This is a genomic window from Paraburkholderia sp. Tr-20389 (assembly GCF_017104565.1).
Lineage (GTDB): Bacteria > Pseudomonadota > Gammaproteobacteria > Burkholderiales > Burkholderiaceae > Paraburkholderia.
In genome coordinates, this window is record NZ_JAAGPD010000003.1 from 288,091 (window position 1) to 308,152 (window position 20,062).

Annotated in this window: 24 protein-coding genes; 18 read left to right on the plus strand and 6 right to left on the minus strand. The window is 65.0% G+C overall.

Annotated features, from left to right (window positions below):
- The first annotated feature begins 96 nt into the window (after nucleotides 1–96).
- The 5 genes from G3N95_RS07135 (at nucleotide 97) to G3N95_RS07155 (ending at nucleotide 5,416) form a co-directional block, all read left to right on the plus strand.
- Nucleotides 97–1,011 carry a LysR family transcriptional regulator gene (locus G3N95_RS07135; protein ID WP_205969299.1) on the plus strand — a complete coding sequence of 305 codons (915 nt, stop codon included), beginning with the start codon at nucleotides 97–99 and terminating at the stop codon, nucleotides 1,009–1,011.
- A 202-nt stretch (nucleotides 1,012–1,213) separates the two neighbouring features.
- Nucleotides 1,214–1,834 (plus strand): cytochrome b, encoded by a 621-nt coding sequence (locus G3N95_RS07140; protein ID WP_205969300.1) that lies wholly within the window; start codon nucleotides 1,214–1,216, stop codon nucleotides 1,832–1,834.
- 32 nt (nucleotides 1,835–1,866) lie between these two features.
- Nucleotides 1,867–3,372 carry a glycosyltransferase family 2 protein gene (locus G3N95_RS07145; protein ID WP_205969366.1) on the plus strand — a complete coding sequence of 502 codons (1,506 nt, stop codon included), beginning with the start codon at nucleotides 1,867–1,869 and terminating at the stop codon, nucleotides 3,370–3,372.
- Nucleotides 3,373–3,647: 275 nt separating this feature from the next.
- Nucleotides 3,648–4,772: an aromatic ring-hydroxylating dioxygenase subunit alpha gene (locus G3N95_RS07150; RefSeq protein ID WP_205969301.1), complete on the plus strand. Its 1,125-nt coding sequence runs from the start codon at nucleotides 3,648–3,650 to the stop codon at nucleotides 4,770–4,772.
- Nucleotides 4,773–4,951: 179 nt separating this feature from the next.
- Nucleotides 4,952–5,416, plus strand: coding sequence for an SRPBCC family protein (locus G3N95_RS07155; RefSeq protein ID WP_205969302.1), 465 nt, complete (start codon nucleotides 4,952–4,954; stop codon nucleotides 5,414–5,416).
- 165 nt (nucleotides 5,417–5,581) lie between these two features.
- Here G3N95_RS07155 and G3N95_RS07160 read toward each other — a convergent pair whose 3' ends face one another.
- Nucleotides 5,582–6,700 (minus strand): porin, encoded by a 1,119-nt coding sequence (locus G3N95_RS07160; protein WP_205969303.1) that lies wholly within the window; start codon nucleotides 6,698–6,700, stop codon nucleotides 5,582–5,584.
- A gap of 835 nt (nucleotides 6,701–7,535) precedes the next feature.
- On the opposite strand from G3N95_RS07160, the gene G3N95_RS07165 reads away from it, so the two are divergent.
- The 4 genes from G3N95_RS07165 to G3N95_RS07180 all read left to right on the plus strand — a co-directional run bounded on the left by G3N95_RS07165 (nucleotide 7,536) and on the right by G3N95_RS07180 (nucleotide 10,192).
- On the plus strand, nucleotides 7,536–7,892 hold the full coding sequence (locus G3N95_RS07165) for a YciI family protein (RefSeq protein WP_205969304.1): 357 nt from the start codon (nucleotides 7,536–7,538) through the stop codon (nucleotides 7,890–7,892).
- A gap of 118 nt (nucleotides 7,893–8,010) precedes the next feature.
- Nucleotides 8,011–8,424 carry a YciI family protein gene (locus G3N95_RS07170; protein WP_205969305.1) on the plus strand — a complete coding sequence of 138 codons (414 nt, stop codon included), beginning with the start codon at nucleotides 8,011–8,013 and terminating at the stop codon, nucleotides 8,422–8,424.
- A gap of 47 nt (nucleotides 8,425–8,471) precedes the next feature.
- The gene (locus tag G3N95_RS07175; protein WP_205969306.1) at nucleotides 8,472–8,891 is read left to right on the plus strand and encodes a VOC family protein; all 420 of its coding nucleotides are present in this window, start codon (nucleotides 8,472–8,474) and stop codon (nucleotides 8,889–8,891) included.
- Nucleotides 8,892–8,899: 8 nt separating this feature from the next.
- Complete coding sequence (locus G3N95_RS07180) at nucleotides 8,900–10,192, plus strand: RNA polymerase sigma factor (RefSeq protein WP_205969307.1); 1,293 nt, start codon at nucleotides 8,900–8,902, stop codon at nucleotides 10,190–10,192.
- Nucleotides 10,193–10,199: 7 nt separating this feature from the next.
- On the opposite strand, the gene G3N95_RS07185 is transcribed toward G3N95_RS07180, so the two are convergent.
- Entirely contained in the window at nucleotides 10,200–10,376 is a 177-nt protein-coding gene (locus G3N95_RS07185; RefSeq protein WP_205969308.1) for a DUF1427 family protein, read from the minus strand.
- Between the two features lie 30 nt (nucleotides 10,377–10,406).
- On the minus strand, nucleotides 10,407–11,363 hold the full coding sequence (locus tag G3N95_RS07190) for a zinc-binding alcohol dehydrogenase family protein (protein WP_205969309.1): 957 nt from the start codon (nucleotides 11,361–11,363) through the stop codon (nucleotides 10,407–10,409).
- Nucleotides 11,364–11,493: 130 nt separating this feature from the next.
- Here G3N95_RS07190 and G3N95_RS07195 point away from each other — a divergent pair, with 130 nt between their 5' ends.
- Nucleotides 11,494–12,228 carry a DUF429 domain-containing protein gene (locus G3N95_RS07195; RefSeq protein WP_205969310.1) on the plus strand — a complete coding sequence of 245 codons (735 nt, stop codon included), beginning with the start codon at nucleotides 11,494–11,496 and terminating at the stop codon, nucleotides 12,226–12,228.
- Between the two features lie 55 nt (nucleotides 12,229–12,283).
- Here the strand turns inward: G3N95_RS07195 and G3N95_RS07200 are convergent, their stop codons facing one another.
- The 3 genes from G3N95_RS07200 to G3N95_RS07210 all read right to left on the minus strand — a co-directional run bounded on the left by G3N95_RS07200 (nucleotide 12,284) and on the right by G3N95_RS07210 (nucleotide 13,980).
- On the minus strand, nucleotides 12,284–12,577 hold the full coding sequence (locus G3N95_RS07200) for a DUF1330 domain-containing protein (protein ID WP_012403389.1): 294 nt from the start codon (nucleotides 12,575–12,577) through the stop codon (nucleotides 12,284–12,286).
- 128 nt (nucleotides 12,578–12,705) lie between these two features.
- On the minus strand, nucleotides 12,706–13,509 hold the full coding sequence (locus G3N95_RS07205; protein ID WP_205969311.1) for a helix-turn-helix transcriptional regulator: 804 nt from the start codon (nucleotides 13,507–13,509) through the stop codon (nucleotides 12,706–12,708).
- A gap of 3 nt (nucleotides 13,510–13,512) precedes the next feature.
- On the minus strand, nucleotides 13,513–13,980 hold the full coding sequence (locus G3N95_RS07210) for a low affinity iron permease family protein (RefSeq protein WP_205969312.1): 468 nt from the start codon (nucleotides 13,978–13,980) through the stop codon (nucleotides 13,513–13,515).
- Between the two features lie 167 nt (nucleotides 13,981–14,147).
- On the opposite strand from G3N95_RS07210, the gene G3N95_RS07215 reads away from it, so the two are divergent.
- The 8 genes from G3N95_RS07215 (at nucleotide 14,148) to G3N95_RS07250 (ending at nucleotide 20,025) form a co-directional block, all read left to right on the plus strand.
- Entirely contained in the window at nucleotides 14,148–14,450 is a 303-nt protein-coding gene (locus G3N95_RS07215) for a YXWGXW repeat-containing protein (protein WP_205969313.1), read from the plus strand.
- Between the two features lie 309 nt (nucleotides 14,451–14,759).
- Complete coding sequence (locus tag G3N95_RS07220; RefSeq protein ID WP_205969367.1) at nucleotides 14,760–15,326, plus strand: RNA polymerase sigma factor; 567 nt, start codon at nucleotides 14,760–14,762, stop codon at nucleotides 15,324–15,326.
- Entirely contained in the window at nucleotides 15,323–15,775 is a 453-nt protein-coding gene (locus G3N95_RS07225; RefSeq protein ID WP_205969314.1) for a hypothetical protein, read from the plus strand. Before G3N95_RS07220 ends, G3N95_RS07225 begins: the two co-directional genes overlap by 4 nt.
- A complete protein-coding gene (locus tag G3N95_RS07230) occupies nucleotides 15,772–16,305 on the plus strand; it encodes a periplasmic heavy metal sensor (protein WP_205969315.1) in 534 nt (177 codons plus the stop codon). Before G3N95_RS07225 ends, G3N95_RS07230 begins: the two co-directional genes overlap by 4 nt.
- 116 nt (nucleotides 16,306–16,421) lie before the next feature.
- Nucleotides 16,422–17,927, plus strand: coding sequence for a DUF1800 domain-containing protein (locus tag G3N95_RS07235; protein ID WP_205969316.1), 1,506 nt, complete (start codon nucleotides 16,422–16,424; stop codon nucleotides 17,925–17,927).
- 2 nt (nucleotides 17,928–17,929) lie between these two features.
- A complete protein-coding gene (locus G3N95_RS07240; protein ID WP_205969317.1) occupies nucleotides 17,930–19,096 on the plus strand; it encodes a DUF1501 domain-containing protein in 1,167 nt (388 codons plus the stop codon).
- Nucleotides 19,097–19,155: 59 nt separating this feature from the next.
- Nucleotides 19,156–19,389, plus strand: coding sequence for a YXWGXW repeat-containing protein (locus G3N95_RS07245; RefSeq protein ID WP_205969318.1), 234 nt, complete (start codon nucleotides 19,156–19,158; stop codon nucleotides 19,387–19,389).
- A 150-nt stretch (nucleotides 19,390–19,539) separates the two neighbouring features.
- On the plus strand, nucleotides 19,540–20,025 hold the full coding sequence (locus G3N95_RS07250; RefSeq protein WP_205969319.1) for a VOC family protein: 486 nt from the start codon (nucleotides 19,540–19,542) through the stop codon (nucleotides 20,023–20,025).
- The last annotated feature ends 37 nt before the right edge of the window (nucleotides 20,026–20,062 follow it).

A 20,062-nucleotide genomic window follows, 5' to 3' on the forward strand; every position in this document is an offset into this window, starting at 1 on the left:
CCGCGCGGCGGAACATCGGCACAAGACCCTATGATGGACCCCCGTCCGCGTTTTGCCGTACGATTTTCCCGTCCATCTCATTCGACAGGTTCGAACATGTTGACCGATGAGGAGCTTGCGCTGCTCGAAGCGATACGCGAAAGCGGCAGCTTGTCGCGCGCCGCGGCGCGACTCGGCAAGGCTCCGTCGACGGTCTCGCACGCGGCGCGCCAGCTCGAAACGCGGTTCGACGCGCTGCTGTTCGACCGCCGCCGCTACCGGCTGCAATTGACGCCTGCCGGCCAGCTGCTCGCCGAAGAGGCCGCGCGGCTGATGCAGGACGTGTCGCGCATGACGCAGCGCGTGCGGCAGATCGCGAGCGGCTGGGAAGACCGTCTGTGGATCGTCACCGACGAACTGATGGAGTTCGAAACCTTCATGCCCGTCGTGCACGCGTTCGACGCGCTGCAATCGGGCGTCAAGCTGCGCGTGACGACGGAAGTGCTCGGCGGCACATGGGAAGCGCTGCGCGACGGCCGCGCGGACGTGATCGTCGGCGCGACCAATGAGCCGCCCGCGATTCCCGGCTTGCGCTGGTTCGAGCTTGGCGTGGTCGACTGGGTATTCGCGATCTCGCCGCGGCATCCGCTCGCGAACATCAAGGAACCGCTGCGGCGCGAGCAGATCGCGAAGCAGCGCGGCATCGTCGTCGCCGATTCGTCGCGCGCGAGCGGGCGCGCTTACGGGTTGCTCGGCGGACAGACTTCGCTCGCGGTGCCCAGCATGCGTGCGAAAATCCTTGCGCAGCGTGACGGACTCGGCGTCGGCTGGCTGCCGCGTCAGCGCGTCGCTTCGCTGCTCAAGCGCGGCGAACTGGTCGAAAAGGACACCGCCGATCCGCGCGAGCCCAACGTGCTCTATGTGGCGTGGCGCGGCGACCAGGAAGGCCGCGCGCTGACATGGTGGCTCGACCAGTTGCGCGCGCCGCGCCTCGCCGAACGTCTGGTGCAGGGGATCGACCAGTTTGCGTGACAGCCGCCCGGAACCATCGGCGGCTGCATGCAACGAATGGAAATGCGACGGAAATTCGCGGCTCGCACGTTGAAGGAATAAAGCGGCAGGGTCGGGCGTTCTGTTGATAAGACGATTGCAGTGCGCCCGCTCGCCCGCTCACCGACGCGCCGGCTTGCACATCGCTTTCGCCGTCCCTACCGACTTCCAACCAGAACGGCTCATGAATACATCGACAACTTCCCGCACGGCCGCGCGCGACGGCATCGAGGCGCTTTCCACGCCGCCCCATGCGTCCCGCTACACGCGCACGGCGATGATCCTGCACTGGCTGATCGCCGGGCTCATCATCGTGAATGTGGTTCTCGGTCTTTCCGCTGATTCTCTGCCTGACGACTGGGTGCGTCCCGTCATCGACACGCACAAGTCGATCGGCATCACGGTGCTCGGCCTCGCGCTGCTTCGCTTGCTGTGGCGGGCGTCGCACCGGCCGCCGCCGTTGCCGCGCGAGTTTCCGTCGTGGGAGCGGATGGCCGCGCATGTCGCGCATTTCCTGCTGTACTTCGTGATGATCGCGCTGCCGCTGTCGGGCTGGATGCACGACTCCGCATGGAAGGCGGCGGCGACCCATCCGATGCATCTATTCGGCGTGATCCCGTTTCCGCGTATCGGCCTCATCATGAATCTCGATCCTGCCGTGAAAGAGCCGCTGCACGACCGCTTCGGCATGCTGCACACGTATCTCGGCTATGCGCTGTACGCGCTGCTGGCAATGCATATCGGCGGCGCGCTGAAGCACGAGCTGCTCGACCGTCATTCCGTCATCAAGCGGATGGTGCCGTGATGGACATCGATGTGATCGAAGACGTCACGCTGATGAACCCCGCCCTGGCCGACGTGACATTGCATGATGCCGGCGCGCGACCGAAGCTGTCGCTGCGCGAAGCGCTCGCCGCCGCCTCGCCGCGTATCAACCCGCGCAAGGGGACGTGGCAGAGCGCCGTCATTCATGGCAGCGTGACCGCACTGTGGCTGCTGCTGTTCGCGCGCGCGTTCTTTTTGCATGGCGCGCTCGCGTGGTCGACGGGTATCGCTTACGTGCTGTACGACACGCTGCTGCTCGCATTCGTCACGGTGAAGACGCTGCCGTTGATTCGCCGCTCGTTGCCGGCGCATCGTTCTGCCAGCGCCGCCAACCTGCCGACGATGGGCGTGATCGTCGCCGCGCACAACGAGGCGGGCGTGCTGCCCGTGACGCTCGCTGCGCTGCTGAGGCAGACGCAAGGTCCGGCGCAGATCGTGATCGCCGACGACGGTTCCACCGACGGCACCCGCGATCTGCTGACCCGCCGCTTCGGCCTCGTCGAGCCCGCGCTGGGCGAACTGAGTGCGCCCAGCAGCCGCTATCCGAATCTGTACTGGTTGCGCGTGCCGCACGGCGGAAAGGCGCTCGCGCTGAACGCCGCGATCGAAGTGATGACGACCGACACCGTGATGACCGTCGACGCCGACACGCTGCTCGCCGATGATGCGACGCTCGCGATGCGCGTGGCCTTCGCGCAGTCGCCGAAGCTGGTCGCGGCCACGGGCATCCTCGTGCCCGTCTGCGATCGGACGGCGAGCGGACGCGTGTTCCAGTGGTTTCAGAACTACGAATACATGCGCAATTTCATCGCGCGTTTCGCGTGGATGCGGGCCGATAGCCTGCTGCTGGTGTCGGGCGCGTTTGCGTCGTTTCAGCGCAAGGCGCTTGTCGCTGTCGGTGGATTCGACGGCCAATGCCTCGTCGAAGATTACGAGTTGATTCACCGGCTGCGGCGCTATTCCGTCGATCGCGATCTGGGCTGGGAAGTCCGCGTGGTCGGCGACGCGCATGCGCAGACGGAAGCGCCCGCGACGCTCGGCGCATTCCTGCGTCAGCGCCGCCGCTGGTTTGCGGGCTTTTTGCAGACGCAGTACTGGAATCGCGACATGACGGGCAATGCGCGCTACGGCACGCTCGGCCGGCTGATGCTGCCCGTGAAGGCCTTCGACACGATGCAGCCCATCTACGGTCTGACCGCGTTCGCGCTGCTGCTCGGCTTCGTGTTCGGCGGACATGGGGTGATCGTCGTGTCGATTTTCAGCGTGATTGGCCTGAAGACGGCGATCGACCTCGCGTTCTACGTGTGGAGCATCCATTTGTACCGCCGCTGGACGGGGCTCACGCGCGGCACCAGTCTGCCGATGGCCGTGGCTGCCGCGATCGCCGAGCCGTTCACCTTCCAGTTGCTGCGCCACACGGGCGCGGCGCTCGGCTGGCTGCAATTTCTACGCGGCGGGAAGACGTGGGGCAAGCAGCATCGCGCGGGTCTCGTCGGCGCGACGCAGGCCGCGCGTTGAGCGTCGTTGGCGCGCAGATCGGCGACGTATCGCGTCGTTGAGCGCGTTGCGGTCGCAACGAACACAAGGGCGGCGCTTCGGCGCCGCCTTTCTTTTGCCTGATACGGACGGACGAGGGGACGGTCCGGTAACGTCTACCGGCACGCGACCTGCGGTCAGCCCTCATGATTCCCGGCGGCGACTTCTAGTAGACTGAAAGGGACATCGGATTACCAACTATCACACCGGCTCGGTCCCCGCGACCAGCCGACCGTTGTACCCGGGAGGCCTCGTTCATGCATGTAGTCGCTCCGTTGGACAGCAGTACCGTCGATAACACCTCTAAACCCGCCGTGCGCGATCTGCGCCGCGTCGACATCCATCCCGATCACTGGTACCCGCTCGCGTGGTCGCGCGAAGTGAAGCGCGGCAAGACGCACGCCGTGCGCTTCGCCGGCGAGCCGATCGTGCTGGCGCGTACCGAGTCGGGCAAGGTGATCGCGCTGGAGGATCGCTGCGCGCATCGACAGGTGCCGCTCAGCGGGGGCGTGGTGGACGGCGAGGCGATCCGCTGCGGCTACCATGGCTGGACGTACGACTGTTCGGGCAAATGCATCGACGTGCCGTATCTGGGACGCGAGCGCCTGCCGAATGGCGTGCGCGCGTATCCGTGCCGCGAATCGGAAGGGCTGATTTTCGTGTTTCCCGGTAACGCCGAACTCGCCGAAACGACGCCGCTGCCGCCGCTCGGCTCCGTTGCGAACAAGGCGTACAAGACGCGCCGCTTCGGCCGCGAGGTCGCTTGCCATTACTCGTTCATGCACGAAAACCTGATGGACATGAACCATCAGTTCCTGCATCGCAAGCAGATGGGCAAGATGCGCGCGCGTTCGCTAGGCCGGCGGCGCGGCGACGACTGGGTGGAAGTCGACTACACATTTGCGCGCGAAGCGGGTCAGCAGCCGATCGGCGAAGCGCTCGTGTTCGGACAGAGCCGCAACAGCACGAGGGAAGATCACAAGGACGTGATGACGATCCGCACGCAATATCCGTTTCAGACGCTGCAGATCCACACGTCGGACGGGACGCGCGTGATGGACCTGTGGATCTGCTATGTGCCGCTCGACCGCGAGCAGCGCACCAATCGCACGTTCGGCCTGCTGTCCATCAAGCGGCCGAAGATCGGCGCTTTGCTGGATATCGCCTGGCCGCTGCTGGTGTGGTTCACCGAACGCATCTTCGCGGAAGATCGCTGGATCGTCGAACGCGAACAGGAAGCGCACGATGCGCAAGGCGCCGACTGGAATCACGAAGTCTTCCCCGTGATCAACGAACTGCGCGATCTGCTGCGCGAGTGCGGTGCGCCAGCCGCGCGGCGGGTGATTCCGATCGAACCGTCGGCGGAGTCGGTGGCCATCTGACTCGATGCTGCGTTGCCGCTGCGTCTTGCGGCCATTGATCGGACCTTTAGGCGTTCCAACGTTCGGCGCCGCGCGTATGTCGCGCGCTTCGAACGTTCGACACTTCGACTATGCACTATGCTTGAATTGTCCGACCGGCTTCGGGCGGACGCTGTGCATCGTTCGAAGGAGGTTGTCTCATGTCCGAGGATGGCGACGCAGTTCCGCCGATCGCGGATCTGCAAATCGTGTCGACGCGCGTGTTCGATTTTCCGCGCGATCTCATATTCAGCGCCTGGACCGACCCGGCGCACCTCGCGCACTGGTGGGGCCCCAAGGGCTTCACCAATTCCTTTCACGAATTCGATCTGCGTCCAGGCGGCAACTGGCGCTTCGTGATGCACGGGCCGGATGGCGTCGATTACAAGAACCACAGCGTATTCGTCGAGATCGTCGCGCCCGAGCGGATCGTGTTCGATCATGTGTCGGGGCCGTACTTTCGCGTGACGGCGACGTTCGATGCACTGAGCGATGCGCAGACGCGCATCACATTTAGCATGGTGTTCGAGACGCCCGCCGTGTGTGCGCAGGTGAAGACGTTCGCCGTCAAGGCGAACGAAGAGAACTTCGACCGCTTGCAGAAGGAACTGAAGCGGATGGCTTGATGCCTCGTACCGCTTGGCTCTCATGCCGGAATTTCACGCGGTATCAATAGGCGACGCCCTCACGTTCCGAAGAACGAAAGGGCGTCGTGGTCCCCTCGCAGGCCCGAGCTACGGCGGATCGATCGTATGCATCGAGCCGCCGCGCCTCGTGTTCGATTAGCGCTATTAGAAGCGGTGACGCAGACCGACCGATGCCACCGTCTGACGGCGCGACGACGACACGCCCGTCGCGCTGCCGTTGTCGATGACGGCCGGGATCATGTCGCCAGCCGGCGAACTGGTCAGCACGTACGCGCCTTGTGCGTAGATGTCGGTGCGCTTCGACAGCGCGTAGTCGCCTTGCAGGCCAACCTGGTTTGCGTGGAAATGGAAGTCCGCAGCCGCGCCGTTCGTGTACGTGTACGCGACGCCCAGGCCCAGAGCCGGCGTCAGGTTGTACTTGGCATTGACTTCGTAGTTGTTCGTATGCAGCGATGCCGTCGAACCCGTGAAGTTGTCGAAGCGAGCTTGCGTCCAGGCGAGGCCCATAACGGCCGGACCGAATGCGTAGCTTGCGCCGGCACCGAACGAACGCTGGCGGAAGGACACGTCGGACGGCACATCGACGAGGCCGGACACGTCGACCAGGTCCGAAGCGCCCTTGCTGTTCACATTCGGGCTGTTGCGTTGCTGGTAGCCGGCGCCGACGCGCAGGCCTGCGTTCTGATAGCCAGCGCCGAAGCTGTATTCGCGGTTTGCGGCGAAGTTCGAGCTATTGGAGAAGCCATACGTGCCGCCGAACGAGAAGCCGGCGTAGTTCGCGCTCGTGAACTTGATCGAGTTGTTGGTCGGGACGGCACTGTTGTCGTCCAGCATGTCCAGATTGCCCAGGTGCGCGAAGTTGCTGCCGCCCCAGCTGCCCACGGCCGTCACGGGTGCGAGGAAGTCATGCACTGCGTCGTACTGACGGCCGAGCGTGACCGTACCGGCGTCGCTCGACAGACCGACGAATGCCTGGCGCGAGAACATCTTGCCGGCGCTCGCTGGCGAACCGTTATTCAGGTCGAAGCCTTGCTCCAACGTGAAGATCGTACGCAGGCCGCCGCCGAGGTCTTCGACGCCGCGCAGGCCAAAGCGGTTTTCGTCGATGGTGCCGCTGCCGACTGCCCACTGCGAGTGGCCGCCGACGTTGCTGGTGTACGTGATGCCCGCGTCCAGCGTGCCGTACAGCGTGACGCTGCTTTGTGCGTGGGCGACCGAAGCGAACGAGGCAGCCACTGCCGTTGCGATCAGAATCTTCTTCATGTGTGCTTCCTTCAGTTCAAGGGGCAATGCGAGGCTTGAATACAAACGGACAGCGATGCATGCCACGTCCTGTACGAAGCAAGACAACTCAACTTGCCCTGTTTGGGGAAGCGCAAGTATAGAAAGGTACCCTAACTATCGATTGATATTCGAATCGGAAATGGTCTGTTTCCGAAAAGGAAATAAAAGCGGGTTTTTAAGCTAAAGGGCTGATTTGATTTGTATTTTAATTTATAGATAAGTACGTCATTTTATTGATATAAATATCGACGTTGTGATATGGCAACGAAAAACTAAAAGGATTTATTTGAGATAAACCCTGGCCGAAAGACGTGAAACGTTCGTCGCGACAGGTAGCGGAAAAGCGCCAAGGAAACGAGACAGTTGGGTGATTCAGGCCTGGTAAGCAATGCAGGTAAAGTGTGTCATAAATCAAATTTCGAGGTGAACTTTTTCATATCAATTTTATCGGCGCCGGTCGACAAATAATTTCAAATCTGGCGGATTTATATTTTCGAGTATAAAAAATGTTGACATCGAAAGCGTGTAATTTTCCTGAATTTGATAGAGATGAAATCTGGCAATATTTTTTGACGAAAAACAAAAGACGGCAATCGCATGATCGAACACATCAATCGACGAGCAAGCCTCGTGCCGTTTCCATCAGCGGAATGCCCGCTCGCGCAGCAGACCTTTCCCGCCGGCGTCGGCACTTTGCTAGACTGCCTTCGCCAGCCGACCAACGATCGCTGGCACCGCCCGCCGCGCCACCCGGCTCACGAAGTACGGCATCTCTCGAACGCAGCGGCCCCGACAACCGGAACACGGAGTCCTCATGTCTTACATGCTGCTCATCGTCGAACCCACCGAACAACGTCAGGAACGCGGCGAAGTCGCAGGCCGCGCCGTCTACGACCGCATGCTGAAATACCGCGCTGACCTGCAATCGCGCGGACAGCTGATCGCCGCGGAGTCGCTGTCGAGCGTGAAGAAGGGCGTACGCCTCGAAAAGCGCGACGGACAGACGCGTCTGATCGACGGTCCTTTTGCCGAAGCGAAGGAAATGATCGGCGGCTTCTTCCTGCTGAATGTCGATACCTACGAGCAGGCGTTCGCCCTCGCCGAAGAATGCCCGGCCGCCGAGTGGTGCACGATAGAAATCCGCAAGGTCGCGCCCTGCTACGAGTACTGAATTTCAACTCGACAGGGGTTTTCCCTGGCATCGCCGGATGTCGATCTGACTGCGCGCCGCTCGTCGTGGAAATAAGAAGCCGCCACGGGGCTTCCTTTATCCACGAGGAGAGACGGCGATGCGATTCATGATCCTGGTGAAGGCCACGGCAGACAGCGAAGCCGGCAAGATGCCGGAGGAATCGCTGATTGCGTCGATGGCCACGTACCACGAAGCCTTGCAAAAGGCGGGTGTGCTGCTCGATGCATCCGGCTTGCAACCTAGCGCGAAGGGCTGGCGCGTGCGCTACGCGAATGGCGGGCGGACCGTGACGGAAGGCCCGTTCGCCGAGACCAAAGAGCTGATTGCAGGCTACACCGTGATTCAGGTGCGTTCGCGCGAAGAAGCGATGGAGTGGGCGCGGCGTTTTCCCGCGCCATTCGGCGAAAACGCGGACGGCGAGATCGAAGTGCGTCAGATGATGGACCTCGACGACTTCGAGCCGAGCCAGTCGATGGAGCGCTTTCGCAAGATCGAAGGCGCGAACCACTGATCTCTCCTGCACCCGCAGCGCATCCAGAACCCAACGGAAGAACCATCATGCACAAGCAGATCTATGTGAACCTGGCCGTCGGCAGCGTGGAGAAATCCATGGCCTTCTTCTCGCAACTCGGCTTCACGTTCGAACCGAAGTTCACCAACGAGCAGGCGGCCTGTATGGTGATCGGCGAAAACATCTACGCGATGCTGCTCGCGAAGGACTTTTTCCAGACCTTCACGAAGAAGACGCTGTGCAATCCGAAGGAGAGCACGGAAGCGCTGATCTGCCTGTCGTGCGACAGCCGCGCGCAAGTCGACGAACTCGCCGGCAAGGCGCTCGCCGCGGGCGGCGCGTTGGCGCGCCCGGCACAGGATCACGGCTTCATGTACGAGCGCAGCATCGAGGATATCGACGGGCACATCTGGGAACTGGTGTACATGGATCCGAACGCCGCAATGCCGGCGGCGGACGCCACCTGAGGCCGGCCGTGACGACGGCTGCGACACATCGTGCCATCGAGGCAGTCTGGCGGATCGAATCCGCGAAGGTCATCGCTCACGTCGCGCGGATCGTGCGCGACGTCGGCGTGGCCGAGGAACTCGCACAGGACGCGCTGGTGGCCGCGCTCGAAACCTGGCCGGACGCAGGCGTACCCGACAACCCCGGAGCGTGGCTGATGGCGACGGCGAAGAACCGCGCGCTCGACCGCTGGCGTCAGGATGCGCTGCACGCGCGCAAGCACGAGGAACTCGGCGCGGACATGGACGCGCGCGAGGCGCATATCGTGCCCGATTTCGTCGATGCGCTCGACGCCGCGCGTGCCGACGATATCGGCGACGATCTGCTGCGGCTCGTGTTCACCGCGTGTCACCCCGTGCTGTCGAAAGACGCGCGCGTATCGCTCACGTTGCGCCTGCTGGGCGGCCTGACGACGGACGAAATCGCGCGCGCGTTTCTCGTGCCCGAGCCGACCATCGCGCAGCGCATCGTGCGGGCGAAGAAGACGCTCTCGGCGGCGAAAGTGCCGTTCGAAGTGCCGCAAGCGAACGATCGCGCCTTGCGGCTCGCGTCCGTGCTCGAAGTGATCTATCTGATCTTCAACGAAGGCTATTCAGCGACGGCAGGCGACGACTGGATGCGTCCCGCGCTCTGCGAAGAAGCGCTGCGCCTCGGCCGCGTGTTGACAGGCCTGATGCCCGACGAAAGCGAGGTGCACGGACTTGCCGCGCTGATGGAGATTCAGGCGTCGCGCACGCATGCGCGCGTCGATGCACAGGGGCGGCCCGTGCTGCTGCTCGAGCAGGACCGCAGCCGTTGGGATCCGCTGCTGATCCGCCGTGGACTGACCGCGCTGGAGCGCTCCGAAGCGCTCGGCGGCATGAGCGGCCCGTACACGCTGCAGGCCGCGCTCGCCGCGTGCCATGCGCGCGCCCGCACAGCGGCCGACACGGATTGGGCGCAGATCGTCGCGCTCTACGATGCGCTCGCGGAAGTGGCACCGTCGCCCGTGGTCGATCTGAACCGCGCGGTCGCTGTCGGCATGGCGTACGGTCCGACGGCCGCGCTCGAACTCGTCGAGGCACTCGCCGGCGAGCCTTCGCTGAAGCACTATCACTGGCTGCCGAGCGTGCGCGGCGATCTGCTCGCCAAGCTCGGACGCAACGACGAAGCGCGCGCCGAGTTCGAGCGCGCGGCGGGGATGACACGCAACGCGCGCGAACGCGACATGCTGCTCGAACGCGCGCGCGAGATGAGCGGCACGCACGGACGTATGCAGTAACGGCTCGTCAGCTTGTCACGTGGGCGAGCAGCGAGCGCACGAACGGAATCGCGTGCTCGCCCGTGACCATGCCGAGCAGGCCGATCAGCGCGACGATGGGCGGCGCGGGCGATTTGACGTCGGCGATGTTGTAGAGCAGACCGACGACGACACCCGCCGCCAGCGACACGATATAGGGTTTCATATCAGTCTCCGGATCGTGGTGAGCGGTTGGTCACATCGTGATGACGACGCGTCCGCGGGTGCCGCCCGCGACGGCCGTATAGGCGTCGCGGGCCTGGTCGAGCGGGAAGGTTTGCGCGATCGACGGCGCCTGCAATGCGCCGCTGTCGAACACCTCAGCCAGTTCCGTCATCAGGCGGGCGAAGTCCGCGACGCCGAGCTTGGCGCTGTCGGCGCCGAACAGTTGTGTCTCGTTGTGATAGAAGTCGATCAGATCGAAATCCACGCGCCGCTTGCCCGTTGCGCTGATCTCGACGACGCGTCCGCGCCACTTCGCGAGCTTCAGCGCCGTTTCGAACGCGACACCGCCGACGGCGTCGTACACGACATCCGCGCCGCCGAGTGCCTTCACGCGTTCGGCGGCGTGTTCGTCGAGCGGCACATAGTGGTCGAGCAGGCGGCCGGCGGGCGAGTCCGCGTCCGGCTCGCGGCGATCCACCGCGATCACCTGACAGCCGCGCGACTTCGCGATCTGCACGACCGCGCCGCCGACGCCGCCGCTCGCGCCGATCACGGCAACCGTTTCGCCCGCGACCAGCTTGGCGTAGTCGACGGCGCCGAGCCATGCGACCACGAAGTTCACGCCGATCGCCGCTGCCTGTTCGTGCGTGAGCGCACGCGGCTTGCGTGACAACGCGCCGACGGGAATCCGGATGAACTGCGCGTGCGTGCCGTCGCGTGTGAAGCCGATGTCGCCGCCCGTGCCCCATACTTCTACGCCGACCCACTCGGCAGGGCCGTCGACCACGACGCCGCTGAAGTCGCGGCCGGGAATGCGCGGCAAGGTCGTATGAGCGAAGTGGCCCGACAGGTTCTTGACATCGCTCGGATTCACCGAGGCCGCTCTTACCTGCACGACGGCGCTGTCGGCGTCGGCGGCGGGTGTCGGCAGATCGACGAAGTCGAGGACTTCGGGGCCGCCAAAAGAGTTGAACTGGATCGCTTTCATTGCCGCTCCTGCGGAATCTGTCGTATGAACGCAAGTCTAGGTGACCGGTGCGACGGCGTTCAGACAAGTGCTTTCGAATATCGGACAGCGCGTCGCGCGGGTTCGGAAAGGCTGACTCGGGGAACCGTGGATGGATCGCAAGAAGACAGATTTGCTCGGCGTGGACGGCTGCAAAGGCGGCTGGTACGCGGTCCGGCAGCACGCGCGAACGGGCGCGATCGAAACGCGGGTGTGCGAGTCGTTTGCCGCGCTGCTCGCTTGGGCGCAGGCGCCCGCCATCATTGCCGTCGATATGCCCATCGGTCTTTCATCGACGGGATTTCGCACGTGCGATGCCGAAGCGCGGAGGCGTCTGCATTGGCCGCGCAGCGCGTCGGTGTTTCAGACGCCCGTGCGTCAAACGCTGGCTGCCGAGGACTATCAACAGGCCTGCGCGCTCAACCGCGAAGCAACGGGCAAAGGCATTTCTCAGCAGGCGTTCAACATTCTGCGCAAGATCGCCGAAGTCGATGCGGCATTGCATCGTGACCCGCGTGATGCCTCGCGTGTATTCGAAGTTCACCCCGAGCTTGCGTTCATGCAGCTTCGCGTCGAGCGAGAGGGCGGCGAAGCGACGGGACTCGTAGAAGGAAAAACGAAAGAAGCGGGGCATGCGAAACGTAAAGCGTTGCTCGCCCCGGTCTTTGGCGCCGTGTTGCAGACCGCGCTCGACGAACGTTTCGCGCGGCATGTGCAGAAAGACGACGTGCTCGATGCGTTCGCGGTGCTGTGGAGTGCGCGCCGCATCGCTTCGGACAGCGCAGTGCGGCTGCCCGCTGAAGAACCACGCGACAGCGCCGGTCTGCCGATGGTGATCCGCTACTAGGCACAAACACGAACGCGCGTTGCTGCGACCGGCAACAACGCGCGACGAAGCGCGCTTATTCCGCGCCGCGCACGATCCGCAGATCGCGCTCCGCAGCGTTGCCCAATGCGGCCAGCGCCTTCTTGTATTCGGGGCTGTCGTAGGCTGCGACGGCCTGCTCGTACGTCGGGAATTCGATCACGACGGTGCGCTCCTTCAAGCCCTGTTCGCGCGCTTCTTCGGCGGCGCCGCGCACGATGAACTTGCCGCCCGCCGCTGTGATCGCGGGCAGCGCCAGTTGCGCATAGGCGGCCAGCGCCGCTGCGTCGTTCGTCTTGCGGTAGGAGGTGACCCAGTATCCCTTGCTCATTTGATGTTTCCTCACAGTCACGTTGAAGGTTTGGCCACGGCGACGATGGCGCGGACCACGATGCGCGTCGCCGGCGACCACGATTCTCGCTCAACGGCAGCCGACGCGCTTGGCGGCATGCCGAAGCGTCACGACTTTATCGCAGCCGATGCAGCCAGCGTCGCGTGCGGATCGAAGTCGGTCGGCGATGCGCCGAGTTCGCGACGGAACATGTCGCTGAAACTGCTCGGCAGATAGCCGAGTTCGCGCGCGATGCTGCTGACGGGGCGTCCTTCGGCGAGCCCCGACACGGCGACGGCCAGTTGCACCTGGCGGCGCCATTCCGCGAAGCCGATGCCCAGTTCGCGCGTGAAGAGCCGCGCCAGCGTCCGCACGCTCGCGCCCACGGCCGCGGCATGCTGTTCGAAGCCGATCGCATTCGACGGATTGTCGATCACAGCGCGGCACAGCGCGTCGAGACGTCGGTCCGAGGCATCGGGCAACGGAATGCGCAGCGACGAGCGCGGCGCGTGCGTGAGTTCGAGCATCGCGAGCCGATACGCGGCGCTCAGATAGTCCTCGTCGCGCGTCTGCGCCTGCTCGTGCCCGGCGATCGACGCAATCAGCTCGCGCATCAGACCGTTGATCTCGAACACGTCGCTGCGCGCGCTCAGATGGCCGATGGCGCGTTCATGGAAATACAGATTGCGCATCTCGACGTCGCTCATCATGTGAATCGAGTGCTCGGTGCCCGCGGGCAGCCATACCGCGCGTTGCGGCGGAACGACGAGCGCCTCGCGTCCCGCTTCGACCCACATCACACCCGACACCGCATACAGCACCTGCGCCCACGTATGCGAGTGCGGATCGATGCGCAGCCCGCGCGGATAGTGCCGCGCGAGCGAATGACCTTCGGCGGCGTCGTGCAGGACGGGTGGAGTCGCTTTCGTCATGACTCAAGGTGCGTCGCTGCGACGCTTGCCAGCGTCCTTGTCCGCATCGTCGTCGCTTTCGTCGATGAACGGCGAGTCGGTATCCTTGCCGCCCGAGCGCAGTTTGCCGCGCGCCTGTTCGGCCAGTTGCTCATAGCGCTTGCGAAAGCGCGTCAGATCCTTTTCATTCAGCTCTTCGAGATCGAGCAGCGCGTTATGCGCGCCGTCCAGCGCGCGGATCAGTTCGTCGAGCTTGATCTGCATCGCGGCCGTGTCGCGGTTCTGCGTGTTCTGGATCAGGAAGACCATCAGAAAGGTGACGATCGTCGTCGACGTATTGATCACCAGTTGCCATGTATCGCTGAAATGGAACATCGGCCCGCTGACACCCCACACGACGACCAGCACCACGGCGATCACGAACGTCGCCGGCTTGCCGGCCATCGTGGAGAGACCGGTCGAGAACTTCGAGAACCAGTTGTTGCTTGTCACTTGGCGCTCCTGTCGTGTGAAGACCAGCCTTGACGATACCGATTCGCTCGTGCCTGCGCCACCTTGCCTCGGGCCGCGAAAATTCCCGCGACGGATTTTCGCGGCTCGCGCGTTTAACCCTGAAACCGGCCACTTTCGGACCGGAAATCGAATCAAGGGAGAACGCCATGAACAAGCACGAACTCGTGCGTCTGCTCGCGGCGGGCGTGGCCGCGCTGGGCGCGTCGGCGGCCTTCGCGCAGGCGGTGATCGTCGCGCCGATGGCGCCGCCTGCGCCGCGCACCGAAGTCGTTCCGCCGCCGCGCGCCGGTTACGCGTGGGATCCCGGCCACTGGCGCTGGGCGGGCGGCCGCTACATGTGGGCGCCGGGTCACTGGCAGGCGACGCGGCCGGGGTATCGCTGGGTGCCCGGACATTGGATCGCGCATGGTCCGAACTGGCATTGGGTGCCGGCGCACTGGGCGGGCTGACGGGCGACAGGAGAGAGCGATGAAGAAAGGATTGTTGCTGGCGTTGCTCGCGCTGCTGCTCGCGGGCTGTGTCGTAGTGCCGGGGCGGCCTTACTACTACCGGCCGGCCGTCGTCGTATATTGAACGGGCGCCGGCGGACCGCATCGAAGCGGTTCGCCGCGTTTCCGTAGAGTCTTCGATCAGAACAACAGGGAGCGACAGCAAGTGACGACAGAACACCTCGTCGCGAGAGATTCCGCGCGACGTGCGCGATCGGCGCAACCGGCTCAATCGGCGCGATGTCCGGGCCGTACGTGGAGCCGCGCGCATTGAGCGAGCGCGATCCGGACGCGGAGCTGGTTGCGGGCGTCGGCAGGCAGGAGCCGGCCGCCGTTCGCACGCTCGTCGCGCGCAAGTTGCCGCGTCTGCTGGCGCTCGCCACGCGGATGCTGGGAGACCGTATGGAAGCGGAAGACGTCGCGCAGGAAGCGTTCATGCGTATCTGGAAGCAGGCGCCGCGCTGGCGCGAAGGCGAGGCGCGCTTCGACACGTGGCTGCATCGCGTGGCGCTGAATCTTTGCTACGACCGGCTGCGTGCGCATCGCGAAGAGCCCGCCGACGAACTGCCCGATACCGACGATCCCGCCGCCGCTCCCGATACGCAGCTCGAAGCGCAGTCGCGCGACGCGCGTGTGCGGGCCGCGCTCGCCGCGCTGCCGGCGCGCCAGCGCGAGGCGCTCGTGCTCAATTACTACCAGGAACTGTCGAACATCGAGGCGGCCGCGCTGATGGGCATTACCGTCGAAGCGCTCGAAAGTCTGCTGGCGCGCGCGCGGCGCAGTCTGCGCGCGCAACTGGCGGGCGACGATCCTGCCGGAACGAGGACAAGGCGATGACACCAGAGAGATTTCGCGCAATCGTCGATGCCTACGGCGCCGACGCCCGCCATTGGCCCGTAGCCGAACGCACGGCGGCGAGCGCGTGGGCGGACCAGCATCGCAGCGAGGCCGATGCGCTGCTCGCCGACGCCGCGCAACTCGACCTATGGCTCGCCGGCGATACCGTCGCTGCGCCGGATCCTTCGCTCGTCGAGCGCGTCGTCGCTTCGGCGCCTGCACGCCGCCGTTCGCGCCGACTGTCGCTGGCCTGGCCGGGCGGCCGCTTGCGGCGCGCGGGCTGGTGGTGGTCGGGCGCGGCCTTCGCAGGCGTGGGGCTGATCGGCGGCGTCGCGGGGGCGCTGGCGGTGTCGTTTTTCCTCGTAACGGGCAGCCCGTCGCCGGGACCCGAGTCTTCGTATCTGACAACTGGATTTGGCGGCACAGCCGCCGACTGGAGTGGTGAATGAGCGGACGCGCCTGGAAGTTTCTGTTGGTCGGATCGCTGGTGCTCAATGTGTTCCTGATCGGCGGCGTGGCGGGCGGCGCGTATCAGTGGTTCGTCGCGCATGGCCGGACGACGACGGCAGCCGCCCAGCCTCAGCCGCGCGCGCTGCGTTTCGCGGCGGAAGAGCTGTCGGCGGATCGTCAGAAGCAGTTCGTCACGGCACTCAAGGATGCGCGCCGCGAAGCGCGCGACTATGCGCGCGAAGGCCGCGAAGAGCGGCGTGAGGTGCTGCGTCTGCTGGGTGCGCCGCAACTGGATCGCACGGCGCTCGACATGGCGCTGAGCCGTACACGTGAAGCCGATATCGCGTTGCGCTCGCGGGTCGAGCAGGGTGTGGCCGATTTCGCGGCGACCTTGTCGCCCGATGAGCGCGTGAAGTTCGCGGAAGGTTTGCGCGAGCGCGGGCAATGGCGGCTGCCGCAAACGCAGGCGCAGCGGCAGACCCCGCAGCGGCAGCAACAGGAACAGAACGAACAGCCGGCGAGCGAATGATTTTTCTCGCTCGACGCAAAAAGCAGCGACGGAAAAGCGCCGCACGCTCCGTTTAACGCATATCGAACGACACACGACGGGCGGCCGCAATCGGCTTGCATCGGAGAGGAGTGAGCATGGCGAATTCACCTGCTGCAATGACGGCGGCGCCGTTGAGCGCCGCCGCAATCGCGCTGAACCGGTTCGGTCTCGGCGCGCGTGCTGATGACACGCCGCCCGCCGATCCGAAGAACTGGCTGCTCGCGCAGTTCGACGCCTATCAGCCGATGCCCGCCGCATGGGCTGCGCAGCCGACTTCGCTGGCGATCGCCGCACAACTCGCCGATGAGCGCCAGCAGGCGATGGCGAGCGCGACGAACGCTACGAACGCCACGGCAAGCGGCGCGAACGCGAGCAGCCAGCCCAACGCCGCCGCCAATCCCGACGACGCGCGCAAAGCCGCCCGCCAGGCAGCGAACAAGGCGGTGCGCATGGAATCGCGCGACACCTACCGCGCCGCCGTGAATGCACGCGTTGCAAGCGCGCTGACGACGCCCGCACCTTTCGTCGAACGGCTGGTGCATTTCTGGGCAAATCACTTTGCCGTGTCGGTCGATAAAGGCGCCGTCGCGCCGTACGCGGGTGCATTCGAAGCGGAGGCGATTCGTCCGCATGTGCTCGGCCGCTTCGAAGACATGCTGGTCGCCGTCGAGCGTCATCCCGCGATGCAGCTGTTTCTCGATCAGACGCGCTCGGTCGGTCCCGACAGCGTTGCCGCGATGCGCGCGGCGCAACGCAATCCGAACCGCAAGCAAGGCCTCAACGAAAACCTCGCGCGCGAAATCATGGAACTGCACACGCTCGGCGTGCGTAGCGGTTACACGCAGGACGACGTCACCGAGTTCGCACGTGCGATGACGGGCTGGAGCATTGCCGCCGCGCAAGGGCCGCAACCCGGCAACGCGCCGCCGGGCGCGTTCGTTTTCCGCGCGCCGCTGCACGAGCCAGGCACGCGGACCATCATGGGCCGCCGCTACGATCAACCCGGCGAAGCGCAAACGCTCGCGATCCTGCATGACCTGTCGACTGCGCCCGCCACCGCGACGCATATCGCGACCAAGCTCGCACGCCACTTCGTGGCGGACAATCCGCCGCCCGATGTCGTCGATCGACTGGCGACGGCGTTCATGCGCAGCCGCGGCGATCTGCCGACGGTCTATCGCGCGTTGATCGGCAGCGCTGCCGCGTGGTCGCCCGTCGCCGTCAAGTTCAAGTCGCCGTGGGAGTGGACGATTTCGTCGTTGCGCGGTCTCGGCATGCGCGACCCGAACGACGGCGCGCGCGCCGTGCAGATGGCGCCCATTCTCACGCAGCTCGGCCAGCAGGTGTGGCGGCCCGGCTCCCCCGCCGGTTACGACGACATCGCCGCGAGCTGGGCCGCACCCGATGCGCTCGTGCGGCGCGTCGAGATTGCGCAGCGTTTCGCGGCGCGCGTCGGCGACCGGCTCGATGCGCGCTCGCTCGGCCAGACGCTGATGGCGGGTTCGCTCAGCGAGCCGACGCAGGTCGCCGTGTCGCGCGCGGAGAGCGCATCGACGGCGCTTGCGCTGCTGCTCGTTTCGCCCGATTTCCAACGGAGATGATCATGCTCAGCCGCCGCAGTTTCATACGCGTCGCAGCCGCCGGCGCGGGCGCGATGCTCGTCGCGCCGCAGATGGTGTTCGCGCGGGCCGCGACCGACCGCCGCTTCGTGTTCGTGATCCAGCGCGGTGCCGCCGACGGCCTGAACATCGTCGTGCCGTATGCCGAGCCCGCCTACGCGACGCTGCGCGGCGCACTGACCGTCGACACGTCGGCGTCGAGTTCGACGAAGCTCGACGGCACGTTCGCGCTGCATCCGTCGCTCGTGCAGATCGGGCAGATGTATGGCCAGCGCGAGGCGTTGTTCGTGCATGCGGTTGCGTCGCCGTATCGGGACCGCTCGCATTTCGACGGGCAGAACGTGCTGGAGACGGGCGGGACGTCCGCGTATCAGGTGAAGGACGGCTGGCTCAACCGGCTCGTCGGCATGATGCCGGGCATTGCCTCGACGACGCACGAAAACGCGATCGCGTTCGCGCCGACGGTGCCGATGGCGTTGCGCGGCAGCGCGAATGTCGCATCGTATGCGCCTTCCGGCTTGCCTCAAGCGCCGGACGACCTGCTCGCGCGCGTCTCTCAACTCTACGAGCAGGACGCGCAACTGCGCCCGTTGTGGGAATCGGCGATGGCGGCGCGCGGCCTCGCGGGCGACGCGGGCGCGCGCCAGGACCCGGCGAGTCTCGGCAAGCTCGCGGCCGGCTTTCTGTCGCGCGACGACGGGCCGCGCATCGCGATGATCGAAACGGGCGGCTGGGATACGCACAGCGCGCAGATGCCGCGCCTCGCCGCGCAGTTGAAGGCGCTAGACACGATGCTCGCCGCCTTGCGCGACGGACTTGGGGCCGCCTGGAGCAAGACGACGGTGCTGGTCGCCACCGAATTCGGACGCACGGCGGCAGCGAACGGGACGGGCGGCACCGACCATGGTACGGCGTCGGTCGCGATGGTGATCGGCGGCGCGGTGGCGGGCGGGCGCGTGGTCGCAGACTGGCCGGGCTTGCGAAACGGCGACCTGTACGAAGGACGCGACCTGAAGCCAACGGCGTCGCTCGATGGGCTGATTACGGGCGTCGCGAGCGAAAGCCTGGGACTCGATCCGCATCGCACCGCGCGCACGCTGTTCGCACAGGCTGGCAATGCGCAGCCGATGACAGGCCTCATCCGCGCGTAGTTCGCACAAGCCGATTTAACAATTACGCCATCAGGCGATTACACAGGGAGAGGATCTCGATGCATGCACTCGACGTGAAATCCATGAAGTTACGCACGCTGCTGGCAGCCGCGCTTTGCGCGTCGACGCTGTCAGCGTGCTATGTCGCCGAGCCCGCGCGGCCGGCCCAGCCTCCGCCCGTCGTCGAAGTGATGCCCGCGCCGCCCGCGCCGGGCTACCGGTGGGTGAAGGGTCACTATCGTTGGGAAGCCAATCACTGGCAGTGGGTGCCCGGTCACTGGCGGCCCGTTTAAGCAGCACGGTTCGAGCCGGCTTGATCCGGCTCGAAAAAATAATCGGTTGCGCGTGTCGATCTGAAGATGGCTTACTCGTCATAGTGGTGAAGACTCGCAGATCGCGAAACTTCGCCACTCATGAACCTCTTCACATCAGGAGACACGATCATGTCCACGCCAGCCGTCAAACCCATCCCGGAAGGGATGCACACGTTGACACCGCACATCATCGTCGCGGGCGCGGCCGAAGCAATCGAGTTCTACAAGAAAGCATTCAATGCAATCGAGCAGGTGCGCCTGCCCGGCCCCGGCGGCAAGCTGATGCACGCGTCGCTGAAGATCGGCGATTCCACGCTGATGCTCGTCGACGAAATGCCCGATTGCGGCGGTGGCGCATCGTTCGGGCCGAAGGCGCTGAAGGGCACGCCCGTCGTGCTGCATCTGTATGTCAACGACGCGGACGCCACGATCGCGCAGGCGGAAGCGGCGGGCGCGAAGGTGACGATGCCCGCTACCGATATGTTCTGGGGCGACCGCTACGGCCAGGTGGAAGATCCCTTCGGCCACCGCTGGTCCGTCGCGACGCACAAGCGCGATGTCACGCCCGACGAAATGAAGACCGCGATGGAGCAGATGGCGCAGGGCCGTCAATAACAAGCGTTAAGGGGGCGGCGCTGCGACCCATCGTTTG